Origin of the sequence: Mesorhizobium australicum, assembly GCF_900177325.1 — a bacterium.
Taxonomy (GTDB): domain Bacteria; phylum Pseudomonadota; class Alphaproteobacteria; order Rhizobiales; family Rhizobiaceae; genus Mesorhizobium_A; species Mesorhizobium_A australicum_A.
In genome coordinates, this window is sequence record NZ_FXBL01000002.1 from 138,137 (window position 1) to 153,915 (window position 15,779).

Here is a 15,779-nt window from a genome sequence, read left to right on the forward strand (position 1 = left end):
AGCGTCCCGTTCCGGAGTGGTTCGGAAAGGATGTTGGCGGTCGCGATGGCAGTCTTGGCCTGCCTCGCTAGGGAGGTCCACCGGCTTCGTCGCGACCATCACCTTGACCGCACCCGTCGGCCCGGCCACGACGGCGCCTTCAGCGCACGGATCACCGCCGCCACCGTCCTGGCGTCGGCGCCACGACCGACCCGCATGGCGACGCCGTCAATCTCCAGCTCGATCACGCCGGCTTCTCGCGCGGCCTTCCGCTTCCGTGTCGATCTCGCGCGCTTCCCCGCCGGTTCGGGCTCCGGTGCCGCGACCACTGCTGGAACAAACAATGGCTCCGGTGCCGGCGCATTCCCCAACGGCACCCGCGCGGACAGGCGCCAGGCGAACAGCTGCTGCGGGGACAGTGCATATCGCCGGGCCACCGCGCTCACGGTCTCGCCGGCATCGTAGCTTTCCGCCACGATCCGCGCCTTCTCCTCCGGCAACCATTCGCGCCGCCGTCCAGAACCCGTGAATATCTCAAGCCGTCGAACCGGCTCCTCGTCCCTGGACTTAAGCGTAAGCTCTGAAATCGTCATGTGTCGAAGCCCTCAAAGGCTCCGAGCATCGTGGCTCATGACCACGCGCGAAAGGTGGTGCCGCAACAGCGCTCACATCTGACTGACTTCGAATGGCGCATGATTGCGCCGCTGTTGCCCAACAAGCCGCGAGGCGTGCCGCGTGTCGACGACCGGCGGGTGCTCAATGGCATCTTTTGGGTGCTGCGATCCAGTGCGCCATGGCGCGATCTACCTGAGCGCTACGGCCCGCGCACCTCTTGTTACAATCGCTTCGTTCGATGGCGAAAAGCAGGTGTCTGGGATCGCCTGATGGATGCCATCACCAAAGCCCACGATGGCAAGGCGCAGATGATCGACACCTCTGTTGTTCGCGTCCACCAGCAAGGTGCGACGGCAAAAAGGGGGATCGAGATCATTGTCTCGGCCGCTCCCGGGGCGGGCTGACAACCAAAATCCACGCCTTTGTCGACGCGCAGGGCAGGCCGATAAAACTGACGCTGTCCGCAGGCCAGAAGAGCGACATCGCCTCGGCGGAAGACCTCATCGTTGACCTTCCAGAGGGCGCGATGCTCTTGGCCGACAAGGGCTACGATGCCAACGCGCTACGCACTGTAGTCAAGGATCGCAGGGCGTGGGCCAACATCCCGCCCAAGTCGGATCGCAAAGACCCGATCTGCTTCAGCCCCTTCCTCTACAAGGCGCGCAACCTCATTGAGCGCTTCTTCAACAAGGCCAAACAGTTCCGTCGTGTGGCCACACGCTACGACAAGCTGGCCGAAAACTATCTCGCCGCACTTAAGCTCGTCGCAAACCGCATCTGGCTACGCGATAATGAGTCTACGTCCTAACTTCCTTCATGGATGCTCTCTCCTCTAAGTGACGTTCTAGCGAATATCACTCTGGCACATTGCGATATCGTCGGGCGGGGCATCCACTCCATCAGCTCTCAGCGCAAATCAACACGTCGAAATCCGTGTGTATGACACGTGAGGATTTTCTCTATGACCTGTTTGTAGGCTGAGGTTCAACGAACGAAATAGATCAGACATGTCTTTCCCAATCAATCATTCGTCCATACTGAAGCCAACCATTCAAAGTTTTCGATCGGATAAGTTTGTTTGCCGAGCTTATTGAACAAAAAATTACTCAAATTTGAACTTGTCACTCCGGGACTTGCGCATTCGATTGTTGCCTGTGTTATCGCCTCGAAGACTGGCCGACAATACATACGCGATTTTAGAAGAATAAATCGAAAATCAGACGGATTTAGCCCGTTTGTTGAAAATATCCCGAGATCCCACGGCTCATGAGGCTTCTCGCTTACTAGAATAGTAGCTTCCTTAGTCTCAAAGACGCCTGTTTTACCCATGGAGCAGCTCATGCCCGTGTAAGTGGGGGCAGAAATCGTATAATTTCCGTCGCCAAGAGACCTGACAATACCGTCCAGTTGTAAAGGCGCGTAATCAGAATCCCAGCGATTACCAATAGAAAGTGAAACTTTTTCTCCGATTCCCGCCGCCGCCATAAAAGCAACCGCTTGAGGGTCGGCTATAGGGCCAGCCAGAATGCTGGTAGCCCCCATCTCCAACGCTTTCTTCAACACATGCATCGTATCGCATGTTCCACCGGACATACAGTTATCACCATGATCAAGCAGCAGCACAGGACCCTTGCTGGAAGGCAAGGCGAGGGCCCTTTGAAGAGATGAAGTTGGTTGCTCTTCCTCATAGATGAAGTTTGCTCGATCGTCCCAAATTTTACGCGCAATCTCCTCCGCTGCAGCCTCGCCCACAGGGGCTAATTCGGAAACCACCGACTGACATTCCGGCGTCAGGGATATCCGCCAACGGAAACCCGCCAAAGACAGAGACTGCCAATATTTCGTCTTTTCGTTCCATCTCCCTGGCGGCGTCCAGCGCACGTTTCATGGCTCCCGGCGTACGGGTATCCATGCACAAGGTACTAGCCAGAAGTGGAATATGACAGAACGTATTGCGGACATGGTCCTCCCCATCCAACAAGCGCGCAAATAAGCGGGCCACCCGCTCTCCAGTCTCGTACATGTCGACATGGGGATATGTCCTAAATCCTATCACGATATCTGCGTTCGCCACCAATCGCTGGGATATATTAGCATGCAAATCTAATGCGACTCCGATAGGCACGCCAGGCGCCAGTCTCCTCAAACGGTCAAGCAATTCGCCTTCACCATCGTCGTAACTTTCCGTAACCATTGCACCATGCAAATCGAGCAGAATTCCATCACATCCGCCCTGAACAGCCAAAACGACAGCATTCGCCATCTGCTCGAACGCATCATCGCACACGATACCGCTGGGATACGCCGTCGCGAACACGGGAGTCGCAACGATCGCATCTCTTGTTTTTGCGAAGTCGAGAAATGCTCCCATCGCGGTAGCGGATCCTTCGGCTGCAATTTTTGCCTGAGCATCCCAAGCGGGAGAAAATGACGAAATAGGCGTCTTCAAGGGCGAAAATGTATTCGTTTCGTGGCTTATGCGCGCGATGATGAGTTTCATGTAGTGATCCCTGTAGTATTCCTCGATCAAACTTTCCAACCCGGATGCCGCATTGGTTGAAGAATTCTGCGTCGAGCGAAATAGCTACGCTTTAAGAATTTTTCCAATCTGCTGCCAGTTCCCTGGATTCAGAACGAGCATAACCTTTCCATCCGAGTCACGCTTGAAGGCGATTCGTTGCAGAATTTCGCTCGCGAAAAGGAAACTGTTTGCTTCACGGCCTGCTGAAACTAGTGTTTCTCCAGGCTCAATCCCAAAAATGCTGCACTCGCCAATAGATCTCAAAGTGAGGTTGTTTCCAGTTTGGCGGACTTCGACCAGTCCTTCGGTCCCGAACTTGAATGTCTGTGACAGTTCAGCCGGTTCGAAGATCGTGGTTTCAGTAGTGCTATAAGGGTCGATATGGGGAATACTATTCAACACGGCCGACCACATGGTTTCGGATGCCACGACGGCCAAGTCCGTCGGATGAAGGCCCGGATTTTCTATCTCGGCCGTTGAGACCGCGAAAAGAATGTCCCCGTCATTAACCGTGCCGAGCGGCTGTATCATCCGCCCCATGGAGGTGTGAACCTGCACGGCCAGACGGTTCAGTTCGGCATAAGTCAATTTTTGGTTAGTTACCACAGCGCTGATGGTCGTGTTGGCGGGATTGCCGACCCGTCGACGCCTTCCCATAATGGAGTTGCGATCAGAGTAAAGCTCGTTCGGAATTTGCGCGAGCAGCTTATCGATATGCTTGGCGTTCTCGGGTAAGAGTTGCGCGCCCGCGACTACCGCACCCGAACGGTCGACCACCACTCCTACGCTGTTGACCACAGAAAAGGTTGCGATCTTGGTCTCGCCCACTTGTGCAAAAGCACCACCCTGTCCTGAATGAAGCCAAAGGCCGAAATAAGCGCCCTGCATAGTATTTCTGCCGGCCCCTTGGGCGCCGAGCGGAAACACGCCAGGCCTAGCGGCTGACAGCGCGGCTCGCCCCAGTCTGTCATCAGGATGATAAGGAGTAAGTCTACGAAGACCGTAGTCATAGATAATAGCGCCTGCGACCGTGGCCAGGTTATTCCAGTGCCCGGAACGATGAGCGTTGTCCTTTAAAGCAGCCGCCACACCAGCGGCGGTGCCAAGGCCATACCAGGATCCGCCTGAAATCGTAATAGCATCGAGGTTGGGAAAATCGTGTCCTTGGCGAAGCCAATCGAGATTGTAGGAACCTGGCGCACCCCCACGAACATCGACGGTGCCAACAGCTTTATTAGGAAACCAGAATACCGTTGCGCCCGTAGGGCCATCAGGATATTCGGCGGTACCGATATACATAGAGGGAAAATCAAATTCCAGAACTGGGCCTGTCGGTCCGGTCCGGATGGTGAGATCTGCCTGGTCAGTCAACGGGATATCCTCCACTCCATCTATAACCTCGGGTGACTACCTGTTGGGCAGCACCCGCCCGCGGCATGAACATCCAGCCTCGGATCGAGTTTCCAGAATACATAACCTAGCCAAATCCGTTAGGTCGCTTGGCCGAGAGCCGAATGTTATCTCAACGTGAAAATTAATGCTCTGCTCGATCAGTAAGTAGTACGGCAATTCCACGCGGATAACCAAGATCGGAAAAATCTCTCGCCACTCTCGCATGTCCGGCCCAATCATGTTCCGCCTCAAAGCGAGCAGACCCACGCAGTCCTGTCGGCAGCAATTTCATTTTCAAGTATCTTAGCAACCATATGATGATTACAGGGAAAAATCGTCTAATCAAGGATGTTTATTATACCATTATGACGAGAGTCACTGTTGAAACCACTCGTCAGCAGTTTGAAGCGTGAATACCGCTTTCGTAAAAGGAGAGGATGTCGCTGCTAACGAACTGAAGGTCTGAGTTGCCAAAATGACCTGACAGCTGACGATCGGCGTGCTACAGGAAAGCGATTGATCGATTCATTTTCGGCAAGCCGCGGCCTAGTCGGGAAGCCTCCAAACCCTAAAAATTCAGGAGCTGATGTGTATCGTTGCCGGGTTAAGAGGAGGAAGGATTCTGGAACATCGCTTGAAACAGAATGCTGTGAAAGACGTCAAGCTCAAAGCGCAGGTTCGACAATCCTCATATCGCTGTAGCCGGTGCCATTGAATCGACGCTTCAATCGGATATCATTACATTCAATTACTACCTATTCCACATTACATAGTTCTTGCTGACACAATTGGCGTAGCCGTTAATTGGTTGTCAACAAAATCCATGAGCGGCGCGCCAATGATTCAATGTTACTTGATGTGAGAGGAAGGGATTGAAATGAGCGGTCTTGGTGGGCTTAATAAATCTCCGAATGGTGTCGTGCTTGGCCTTGTACAGCTTCAGTTACCGAATGTAGCAACAAAGGAGGATCTTAACGCACAGACTGACAAGATCGTTAGCATGGTTAAGAAGGCACGCAACAATATGCCATCGATGGATTTGGTTGTGTTTCCTGAATATTCGCTACATGGCGCATCAATGGATACCAATCCTGAAATTATGTGCTCGCTTGATGGACCAGAGGTAGCAGCCTTCAAAAGGGCTTGCCTCGACAACAAGATTTGGGGATGTTTCTCCATTATGGAGATGAACCCGGACGGTAATCCATACAATTCGGGGATTATCATCGATGATAGAGGTAAGATTCAGCTCTATTATCGCAAGATGCATCCATGGGTTCCCGTGGAGCCATGGGAGCCAGGTAACATTGGAATCCCGATTTGCGACGGACCAAATGGCAGCAAACTTGCTCTTATCATTTGCCATGATGGTATGTTCCCTGAAATGGCTCGAGAATCTGCGTATAAGGGGGCGAATATCATCTTGCGTACCGCTGGATATACCGCTCCAATCCGACACGCTTGGCATATAACCAATCAAGCCAATGCCTTTTGTAATCTCGCTTATACAGCCAGTGTTTGCATGGCAGGTACTGATGGCACCTTCAATTCAATGGGTGAAGGAATGATTGTTAATTTTGACGGTCAACCGATCGTGACTGGCAATGGCATACCAGATGAAATTATTACGGCCGAAGTGCGCCCCGATCTATGCGACGAGGCTCGACGCCTATGGGGTGTAGAGAACAACATCTATCAATTTGGTCACCGCGGATTTGTAGCGGTGAAGGACGGTGCGCAGGATTGTCCGTACACGTATATGCGTGATTTGATTGAGGGCCGTTACGCTCTTCAGTGGGAGAGCGCGGTTGTGGTCACAGATGGTACCGGTTGCGGTTTCGCGCTTCCTAACCGCCGCTATGAGTCCGCCCGAAAGCAGCCGTGACAGGAAAAGTGTTACCTCATAGACGTCTGAACAAACTTATTGAGCGGTGGATATGACGAATGTATTGCGTCCCTTGATCCTTCCGCGTGGCACATTTGCTAGATAGCTACCAGACACGTAGGTCAAATTCGGGGCCGAAATCGTCGAAATAAGACACAATCAAGAACCAACATAAAACATATAATGAGTTCAATTGGCTGGAAAATGTGCTTTCCGGACTCTGTCAGCGCTCCCTGAGAAATACCTTGACAACAATCGAATAAAGAAAATAAGACAACTGGTGTGCAGCGGGTAAGCTGCATGGAATTGGGGTATTTGAGGCCCCCGACGGGCGCGGAAGCGCTGTCGGGGGTTTTTGTTTTGCGGACCAGGAGGAGAAACCCGCTATGAAAAAGACTCCATTTTACGACAGTGGCCTTGAATATGGGGCCAAAATGGTTGAGCTCTTTGGCTACTACCTGCCTTGGGAATACGGCGCCGGACACACGAAAGAGCATTTGGGAACGAGAGAGGGTGTGTCCGTATGCGATCTCGATTACATGGCCGAGTTCGTTATCGAAGGGCCGGACGCGCTTGGCTTCATCCAGATGCTCGCAACCAACGATTTCTCCAAGAAGACCGTTGGCTCGGTGCAGTACACAGCCATGTGTGACGAGAACGGCCTGATGATCGACGATTGCACTATCTGGTGCATGGCCCAGAACAAGTACATGATCATCAGTGGCTCTGAGGACGACTATGAATGGGTGTCGAAACAGGCCAAGAGCTATAATGTTACGGTAACCAATGTCACCGACGAGCATACGACGCTTGCCGTGCAAGGGCCGATGGCCAATCGTGTGCTCCAGCAGTTGACGGACATCGATTTGTCGACGCTTGGCTACTATCGTTTCCGGCCGGCGAAAATCTCGGGCATCGAATGCTTGGTTGCGCGCATGGGTTACACGGGTGAGGCGGGCTTCGAACTCCATTTTGCATCGAAAGATGGGGCGACCATCTGGAATCTGGTCATGAATGCCGGCAAGCAGCATAATATAGTTCCATGTGCTCAGGCCGCACTGGAGAGCTTGCGTCAGGAGGCCGGATATCTCCTGGTGGGAAAAGATCACGATCGCAAAACCAATCCTTTCGAAGCTGGCATCGGGTTCACCGTGAAGTTCTCCAAAGAAGACTTCATCGGAAAAGCCGCCTTGCAGAAAATCGCGCGCGAGGGAGTAAAGCGGCGGATGGTTTGGCTTGATATCCCGTCCGGTGACGTGGCTGAGACGGGAGACAAGATCTTCGTCGGTGATGTTGAGGTCGGTGCTGTAACCAGTGGATCGTTTTCACCCACCAGAAAGCGAGGAACTGCCATGGCCTACATCAATCCGCGCCATGCGGTTCCCAGCCTGGATGTGCAAATCGCGCTTGCAAACGGCAAGAAGGCTTCCGCGAAGCTGTCCGTGATGCCGTTGTATGATCCCGGTGATACCCGCACGAAGAGCTTTGCGTAACTTGTCTGATGCTGAAATCTTCCTCTTTCGAGAGGGGGATTTCAGCAAGGGTGATGACTGCAATCCTTGTGGAAGTCTCGCTGGCAGACATTGTCGAGCCTATAAGTTTTTATTTCGCCCCTGGTGACTTTGTGAACTGATCCATTCAGGCTTAGATTCGCCGGGATAAGTGTTGCGGTTTGCACGTAGTTGTGGAGCCATATCCCGGCTTGCTCCGCTTCCCGCGCCGCGGGACGGAAGGCACCTCGTTTCTAGTAAGACCATAGCCCTTCAAATCCACAATCAGCCGAGGAAGAATCCCATGGCGGAAGTAAAGAGCGACATCTCGATAGCGCGCGCAGCGAAGAAGAAGCCGATCCAGGAGGTTGGCGCGAAGATCGGCATTCCGAGCGAGCATTTGCTGCCTTACGGGCATGACAAGGCCAAGGTCTCGGCCGACTTCATCAAGTCGGTGCAGAAGAACAAGGACGGCAAGCTGATCCTTGTGACGGCGATCAACCCGACGCCGGCTGGCGAAGGCAAGACGACGACGACGGTTGGCCTGGGCGACGGCTTGAACCGCATCGGCAAGAAGGCGGTGATCTGCATCCGCGAGGCCTCGCTCGGTCCGAACTTCGGCATGAAGGGCGGCGCTGCCGGCGGCGGCTATGCCCAGGTCGTGCCGATGGACGACATGAACCTGCACTTCACCGGCGACTTCCACGCCATCACCAGTGCGCACAACCTTCTGTCGGCGCTGCTCGACAACCACATCTACTGGGGTAACGAGCTCGGCATCGACACCCGCCGCGTGGTGTGGCGCCGCGTCATGGACATGAACGACCGCGCGCTGCGCGAGATCGTGGTGTCGCTGGGCGGCGTTGCCAACGGCTATCCGCGCGAGGCCGGCTTCGACATCACCGTTGCTTCGGAAGTCATGGCGATCCTGTGCCTTGCCAAGGACCTGAAGGACCTCGAAAAGCGCCTCGGCGACATCATCGTTGCCTACAAGCGCGACAAGAGCCCGGTGTTTGCGCGTGAACTGAAGGCGCACCGCGCCATGGCGGTTCTCCTGAAGGACGCCATCCAGCCGAACCTTGTGCAGACGCTGGAGAACAACCCGGCCTTCGTGCATGGCGGCCCGTTCGCCAACATCGCCCACGGCTGCAACTCGGTGATGGCCACCACCACCGCCTTGAAGCTCGGCGAATATGTCGTGACCGAGGCCGGCTTCGGCGCTGATCTCGGCGCGGAAAAATTCTTCGACATCAAGTGCCGCAAGGCTGGCCTGAAGCCTGCCGCCGCCGTCATCGTGGCCACCGTGCGCGCCATGAAGATGAATGGCGGGGTGAAGAAGGAGGACCTCGGGCCTGAGAATGTCGAGGCGGTGAAGAAGGGCTGCCCCAACCTTGGCCGCCACATCGAGAACGTGCACCAGTTCGGGGTTCCGGTGGTGGTTGCGATCAACCACTTCTATTCCGACACCGATGCCGAGATCGCGGCGCTGAAGGCCTATGTCAAGGAGCAGGGTGCGGAAGCGATCCTGTGCAAGCACTGGGCGCATGGCTCGGCCGGCATCGAGGAGCTTGCGAAGAAGGTGGTCGAGATCGCCGAGGGCGGGGCCTCGCAGTTCGCGCCGCTCTATGGCGACGACCTTGGCCTGTTCGACAAGATCGACACCATCGTCAAGCGCATCTACCGCGGTTCGGAGGCGATTGCCGACAAGTCGATCCGCGACCAGCTGCACCAGTGGGAGAAGCAGGGCTACGGCAATCTTCCGGTGTGCATGGCCAAGACGCAGTATTCGTTCTCGACCGATCCGAACCTGCGCGGTGCGCCGACCGGCCACACCGTTCCGGTGCGCGAGGTTCGCCTTGCCGCCGGCGCCGGCTTCGTCGTCGCCATCTGCGGCGAGATCATGACCATGCCGGGCCTGCCCTCCAAGCCGTCGTCCGAGAACATCCATCTCGACGACAATGGCGACATCGAAGGCCTGAGCTGACAACGGGAAAGCGAGGAAATTTGCCCATGGCTTCTGTAATAGACGGCAAGGTTGTAGCGGCGGATGTGGTTGCCAAGGTTAAGGCTGAGGCGGACAAGCTTATCGCCGAGACGGGCGTTGTGCCCGGCATTGCGGTGGTCATCGTCGGCCATGATCCTGCCAGCCAGGTCTATGTCGCGTCGAAGGGCAAGAAGGCCAAGGAATGCGGCTTCAACTCGATCGAACATGCGCTGCCGGCTGAAACCAGCGAGGAAGAGCTGGTGGCGGTGGTCGAGAAGCTGAATGCCGATCCGGCCATCCACGGCATCCTCGTGCAGTTGCCGCTGCCGGGCCACATCGATTCCGGCCGCATCATCCAGACGATCGCGCCGGAAAAGGACGTCGACGGCTTCCACTTCATCAATGTCGGCAAGCTCGGCACCGGCGAACTGGACACCGCCTTCGTGCCGTGCACGCCGGCCGGCTCGATGCTTTTGATCGAACGCGCGCTTGGCCGCGATCTGTCGGGGCTGAGCGCGGTCGTGGTCGGCCGCTCCAACATAGTCGGCAAGCCGATGGCCAATCTGTTGCTCAACGCCAATGCCACGGTGACGATCGCGCACAGCCGCACCAAGGATCTGCCAGGCCTGTGCCGCAGCGCCGATATCCTGGTTGCCGCCGTTGGTCGTCCCGAGATGATCAAGGGCGACTGGGTCAAGCCAGGCGCCACTGTCATCGACGTCGGTATCAACCGCTTGCCGGCGGACGCCAACGGCAAAGCGCGGCTTGTCGGCGACGTTGCCTATGACGAGGCCGCGACCAATGCCGGTTCGATCACCCCGGTGCCGGGCGGCGTCGGTCCTATGACCATCGCACTCCTGATGGCCAACACCGTCATCTCCGCTTCCCGCGCCGCGGGGCGGGCCTTATCTCTTGGCGATAGCTGACGTCGATTAAGGCAATGCAGCCACAAGTGGCGCAGTTTCCACGAATTCGTCTGGTGCTCGTCGAACGCAATCAGTTGGTGCTATCGGCATTGCAGCACATATTCGCTCACGATGACCGGTTCGAACTGACTGGTCACGTAGAAAGCGGCCAAGCCTTTCTCGAAATGATCGAAATCAATCGGGCGAATTTCGATATTGCCATTATCAGCTCCAAATTAGCTGACATGAACGCTGCAAAACTGCTGACGGAACTGCGACACCGGGAGGTTGGGATACGCATCGTCATTTTCTCAAACGACATCGGAATCCTCAAGCAGTGCTTGCATCTCGGCGCCCACGGCTTCTGTTACCAGTTCGATGATCCTGCAGTACTGCTAGATACGTTGATCGCAGTGGCTCACGGCCATCTTTGTATCCCGCACACCGACATGGCCAAAATCCATGAAACACCGTTATCAACATTGACGCCGCGTGAAATTGAACTGCTCGGCGTTCTGGCGAACGGATGGACCAACCTACAAATCGCAACCAGAATGGGTATCTCCGAGAACACGGTCAAATACCATTTAAGGAATCTCTATGACAAAATCGGCGTCCATAACCGGGCCGCCGCAGTTGCCTTATTCTTTGCTGGTATCCAACGTTAATAGAATGATGCCGTGAGTGCTAGAGCGTTAAGGGATGCTTCGTGCGCGAGATTGGTGTCCAGAGCTCAGGCGTTGGCGATTCTTAACGGCTCAAGACAGGTCAGAACAAAAAGACAGCGCTGAGAAAGCAGGACCACCCATCATTCCTGCCGGCGTGCGAATGAGGGGACTCTGCTAATCATGTTTGCGTCACGATGGTTCGGTAAATTTTAGCGTCTTAAAAGATATGTTTATTGTTGACGCCGTTTTAGATGTGTGCGAACTTTTCTAGAGTAGCGGGTTAGCTGCTCTTATTTCTGTGCCAAGCGTAACTCCCGGATATGGTTCCGGCTAGTACGTTAATGTGGCACGCTACATTCTCAAAAGCTGAAGCATCATTTCACTGTCGACGACGGCGGCTATTCCTATTCGGTCTTAGCCTCGGAGGAAGTGAGAACCATAAAGGGGAAAGCAATGAGAATATCACTAAAGAGAGTTCTGTTTTTGTTTGCCGCGACTGGACGCCTCGAACTACCCGGATTTCGGCGCTGGTAGGACGGAGATGAGGTCTGGCGCGGCCTGATGCGCGGCGATTGCTTCGGTTTTGGTCTTTAGGCCGGCGCAGGGCGCCGATTTTGGCGTTGCGACGGCGGTTTTCGCCGCTCACGCGGTCATGCGGACGCAGTTCGCCCCTCGTGCCAGACGAAGCGGGTGAGATTGTAGGCGAGATTGGCCATGCCGATCTTGGTTCTGGCGCGGGCGATACCGATGGTGCGGACGAACAGGCCCATCCTGGACTTCTGCTGGGCGAAGACGTGCTCGACGAATGCGCGGGTTTTCGATCTCCGACCATTGGCCCGCGACGTCGCCTCGCTCATCGGCCGACCTTTCGGCTTCTTCTGATGAATGTCGGAAACGTAGCCGTTCTTCTCCAGCCACTCCTCGTTCTTCTTCGAGCGATAAGCCGTGTCGGCCCAGACCGTCGAACTGGTGTTGTTCTTGTCGAGCACATTGCGGAGCTGGGCGCCGTCATAGGCCGCCGCGCTGGTGACATTCCAGCCACGGATGAGGCCGTGCCGGCGATCGATCGAGGCATGGTTCTTGTAACCGAAGGCGGGAATGGCGATGTCGCGCGGTTGCGGCTTTCCATCCTCGGCCGCCTTGGCCTTCGAGAACTTCACCGTCCAACGCGCATCGCGATCCTTCTGGCGCAGCTTCGCGGGCTTGTCTTTCCACTCGTCCGGTATCTTGCCCGCTTTGATGTCGGCCTTCTCGGCATCGGTGTTTCGCTGCTTCGGCGCCGCCACGATGGTGGCGTCGACAATCTGACCGCCCATGGCAAGATAGCCGGCCCTGGTGAGGTGCTTGTCGAAACGGGCGAACAGGTTCTCCACCGCGCGGGCTTGTGTGAGATGCTCGCGGAACAGCCAGATCGTCTTGGCATCAGGCACGCGATCGCCCAGCCCCAACCCGAGAAAACGCATGAACGAGAGCCGATCCTGGATCTGGAATTCGGCCTGATCATCCGACAGACTGTAAAGCGCCTGCAACACCATGATCTTGAACATCAGCACCGCATCGTAGGGCGGCCTGCCGCCCTTGGCGCCGTCGGAGCGTTTCAGCGCCTTGGCCAACGGCTTTCGGAAAACCTCCCATGGCACCACCGCGTTCAGCTTTTCCAGAGGATCGCCCGCCTCGCTCAGTCGAGCATACCGCTCGTCAATGTCCCAAAACCCGGCCTGTCCCCGCATCCATCCCCTCCCGGCAAATCACCGGGGCAGTGAATCATCCCGAGCCGTCAATGGCGAGGTTTTTCGAGGCGTCCGACTGCGCTATGGACCGGAGGAGCCATTGCCGAGGACAATCCCATTGTGTTGGGCATTCCGGTCGGCTTAAGCGGCGCAAATAGCATCGTAGCTCCGTCAATGGTTCAGGCGGCCGAACTTGCAGTCTCCGAAATCAACGCTGCAGGGGGGATTTTAAGCAGAAAGCTCGCCCTGGAAGTTGCCGATGATGGATCCGGTGCCGCAGGGGCTCAAAAAGCATATGACTCCCTGGTATTCCAAAAGAAAGTGGATGCCATAGCTGCTATGGAGACGACTGCAGCTCGCAATGCAGGATTGCCAATCATTACTAGGGGAAAAATCCCTTATATCTATAGCTCTTTTTACGAGGGTGGTTCCTGCAATAAGTATCAGCACATAAACGCATGGGTGCCACAGCAAATGGTTTCACTCATGGTCGACTACTTCATGAAAGATCAAGGTGCGAAAACATTCTTTCTTGTCGGTAGTGACTATGCTTTCGGTCGTGGACTCCTCGGTGACACCAACAAATATATTACGGAGAAAGGCGGCACGGTCGTTGGTGAAGAATACAATCCGATGGACGCGAACGATTGGACGGCAATCATCAGCATGATCCGGGCAGCCAATCCCGACGTGATCTTGACCTCTACCGCGGCCGGTGCACCGAACGTTACCTTTACGAAGCAGCTTCGCTCAGCTGGTATAACTGCAAAGTATGGGAATTATGCATTGGATGAAGGTACAGCGAAGACTTTGGGTCCTGATGCTGAGGGAATTTATCTTGGTGGAACATACTACACTAGCATCGATTCGGAGAAGAATGCGCAGTTCCTGAAGGCAATGAAGGAGAAGTTTGGCACGAAAACAGAAACGCCTAACGAACTCTCCGTTCCTCTATATGATGCCGTTCATCTCTATGCCCTGTCGGTGGTAAAAGCCGGCACGACAGACACGGATGCCGTGGTCAAAGCTCTAAGTGAAGTAACTTTTGATGGTCCGAGGGGACCTGTGCAAATGTCGAAACAACGGCACGCCCCACTGACAATGTATCTCGCACAGGTGAATGCTCAAGGCGACACGAGTATTATAAAATCCTACCCGAATGTAGTCCTGGTGATCAATGCCCTGATCTGTGAATGGGTGGGCGGCATGTCTTACCATGCTGCCTATTAATTTTGGCCTTCCCCCTGAAAACGGGTCCATTTTGAGAGTTAGAGTTTCGGCTATTTTGGGCTTTGAAAGGAGCACGGAATGGCACGGAAGAACTATACTGCCGAGCAGATCATCGGGATGTTGCGAGAAGCGGAGGTCCGGCTTTCGCAAGGCGAGAAGACCGGTTCGATCTGCCGGGGTCTTGGGATATCGGAACAGAGCTACTATCGCTGGCGTCGAGAGTATGGTGGCCTGAAGGTGACCCAGGCAGCACGACTGAAAGCTCTGGAGAAGGAGAACGCCCGGCTCAGGAAGGCGGTCTCCAACCTGACGCTGGATGCTCTGATCCTGAAGGAGGTTGTCGAGGGAAAGTACTAAGCCCTTCGCGACGTCGTGCTGGCGTTGCCCATGCGCGTGCGGTGTTCGGTGTTACCGAGCGCCGTGCATGCCGGGTGGTTGGCCAGCACCGTTCGACCCAGCGCCGGTGTTTGCGGCCCCGCTCCGACGAGAAGCGCCTGACGGCGGATATTGTCAGACTGGCCTCGATCTACGGTCGCTATGGATACCGCCGCATCACCGCTCTGCTTCGACAGGAAGGATGGACGGTGAATGCCAAGCGGGTCGAGCGGATCTGGCGTCGCGAAGGGCTGAAAGTGCCGCATAGACAGCCGAAGCGCGGCCGTTTGTGGCTTAACGACGGGTCGTGCACCCGGCTTCGGCCGACCCACCGCGGCCACGTCTGGAGCTACGACTTCGTTGCCGATCGCACTCATGACGGCAAGGCCTTCCGGATGCTGACTGTCATTGATGAGTTCAGCCGCGAGTGCCTGGCCATCCATGTTCAGCGCCAGATCAAAAGCGACGATGTCCTGGCGATACTAGCCCAACTGTTCACCAGGCATGGTCCGCCAGAGCATATCCGGTCCGACAATGGCAGCGAATTTACCGCCACGGCCGTTCGCGAATGGCTTGGCCGCATCGGTGTGAAGACACTCTACATCGAACCCGGCTCGCCCTGGGAAAACGGATACTGCGAGAGCTTCAATGGCAAGCTGCGCGATGAACTGCTCAACGGTGAAATCTTCTACACGCTGAAGGAGGCACAGATCGTGATCGAGAACTGGCGTCGGCACTACAACACTGTCAGGCCGCACAGCTCGCTCGGCTATCTCCCGCCAGCTCCGGAAAGCATCTTGCCCCGCGCCGCTACAATGATCTACGCTCCGCCCCGGTCAGCCAATCTCGGCGACCATAACCGCCGGAACTCTAACTTATCCGGTGGACCTCCCTAATGGGGCAGGCCAGTCGGTCGCCTAAAAGGCGGCCCTAGTGAGGCTGTAAGGGCTGACAGGAATAGACGATCTTTCATATCGGCTCGGATTTTTGCCGTTCCCAATTGTA

Annotated in this window: 11 protein-coding genes and 2 pseudogenes; 8 read left to right on the forward strand and 5 right to left on the reverse strand. The window is 55.6% G+C overall.

Annotated elements, in window-relative coordinates; genetic code table 11:
• Positions 1 to 98: 98 nt before the first annotated feature.
• Positions 99 to 572, reverse strand: a complete 474-nt coding sequence (gene tnpA / locus B9Z03_RS30365) for an IS66-like element accessory protein TnpA (protein ID WP_056242751.1) — start codon at positions 570 to 572, stop codon at positions 99 to 101.
• Between the two features lie 99 nt (positions 573 to 671).
• Between tnpA and B9Z03_RS00850 the strand changes: the two are divergent.
• Positions 672 to 1,402, forward strand: a pseudogene (locus B9Z03_RS00850) (IS5 family transposase).
• A gap of 212 nt (positions 1,403 to 1,614) precedes the next feature.
• Here the strand turns inward: B9Z03_RS00850 and B9Z03_RS30085 are convergent.
• The 3 genes from B9Z03_RS30085 to B9Z03_RS00860 form a co-directional block, all read right to left on the reverse strand.
• On the reverse strand, positions 1,615 to 2,346 hold the full coding sequence (locus B9Z03_RS30085) for an MlrC C-terminal domain-containing protein (RefSeq protein WP_244484547.1): 732 nt from the start codon (positions 2,344 to 2,346) through the stop codon (positions 1,615 to 1,617).
• Positions 2,312 to 3,094 carry a M81 family metallopeptidase gene (locus tag B9Z03_RS30090; RefSeq protein ID WP_244484546.1) on the reverse strand — a complete coding sequence of 261 codons (783 nt, stop codon included), beginning with the start codon at positions 3,092 to 3,094 and terminating at the stop codon, positions 2,312 to 2,314. The genes B9Z03_RS30085 and B9Z03_RS30090 overlap by 35 nt, the downstream gene beginning before the upstream one ends.
• 84 nt (positions 3,095 to 3,178) lie before the next feature.
• Complete coding sequence (locus B9Z03_RS00860) at positions 3,179 to 4,486, reverse strand: P1 family peptidase (RefSeq protein ID WP_085462489.1); 1,308 nt, start codon at positions 4,484 to 4,486, stop codon at positions 3,179 to 3,181.
• 898 nt (positions 4,487 to 5,384) lie between these two features.
• On the opposite strand from B9Z03_RS00860, the gene B9Z03_RS00865 reads away from it, so the two are divergent.
• The 5 genes from B9Z03_RS00865 to B9Z03_RS00885 all read left to right on the forward strand — a co-directional run bounded on the left by B9Z03_RS00865 (position 5,385) and on the right by B9Z03_RS00885 (position 11,439).
• Positions 5,385 to 6,392 (forward strand): formamidase, encoded by a 1,008-nt coding sequence (locus B9Z03_RS00865; RefSeq protein ID WP_056242742.1) that lies wholly within the window; start codon positions 5,385 to 5,387, stop codon positions 6,390 to 6,392.
• A 386-nt stretch (positions 6,393 to 6,778) separates the two neighbouring features.
• Positions 6,779 to 7,885, forward strand: coding sequence for a glycine cleavage system aminomethyltransferase GcvT (gcvT, locus tag B9Z03_RS00870; protein ID WP_085462490.1), 1,107 nt, complete (start codon positions 6,779 to 6,781; stop codon positions 7,883 to 7,885).
• A gap of 301 nt (positions 7,886 to 8,186) precedes the next feature.
• Positions 8,187 to 9,866 carry a formate--tetrahydrofolate ligase gene (locus B9Z03_RS00875; RefSeq protein WP_085462491.1) on the forward strand — a complete coding sequence of 560 codons (1,680 nt, stop codon included), beginning with the start codon at positions 8,187 to 8,189 and terminating at the stop codon, positions 9,864 to 9,866.
• A gap of 26 nt (positions 9,867 to 9,892) precedes the next feature.
• A complete protein-coding gene (gene folD / locus B9Z03_RS00880; RefSeq protein WP_085462492.1) occupies positions 9,893 to 10,792 on the forward strand; it encodes a bifunctional methylenetetrahydrofolate dehydrogenase/methenyltetrahydrofolate cyclohydrolase FolD in 900 nt (299 codons plus the stop codon).
• Positions 10,793 to 10,806: 14 nt separating this feature from the next.
• Positions 10,807 to 11,439 carry a response regulator transcription factor gene (locus B9Z03_RS00885; protein WP_139832115.1) on the forward strand — a complete coding sequence of 211 codons (633 nt, stop codon included), beginning with the start codon at positions 10,807 to 10,809 and terminating at the stop codon, positions 11,437 to 11,439.
• Positions 11,440 to 12,089: 650 nt separating this feature from the next.
• Here B9Z03_RS00885 and B9Z03_RS00890 read toward each other — a convergent pair.
• Positions 12,090 to 13,169, reverse strand: coding sequence for an IS5 family transposase (locus B9Z03_RS00890; RefSeq protein WP_056241440.1), 1,080 nt, complete (start codon positions 13,167 to 13,169; stop codon positions 12,090 to 12,092).
• Positions 13,170 to 13,268: 99 nt separating this feature from the next.
• Between B9Z03_RS00890 and B9Z03_RS00895 the strand changes: the two are divergent.
• Positions 13,269 to 14,362: pseudogene (locus B9Z03_RS00895) on the forward strand (substrate-binding protein).
• Positions 14,363 to 14,477: 115 nt separating this feature from the next.
• Positions 14,478 to 15,670 (forward strand): IS3 family transposase gene (locus B9Z03_RS00900; protein WP_244561609.1). Its coding sequence is split into 2 segments (ribosomal slippage): positions 14,478 to 14,736 and positions 14,736 to 15,670, totalling 1,194 coding nucleotides; the frame shifts between segments, so codons are not numbered across the junction.
• Positions 15,671 to 15,779 lie beyond the last annotated feature (109 nt).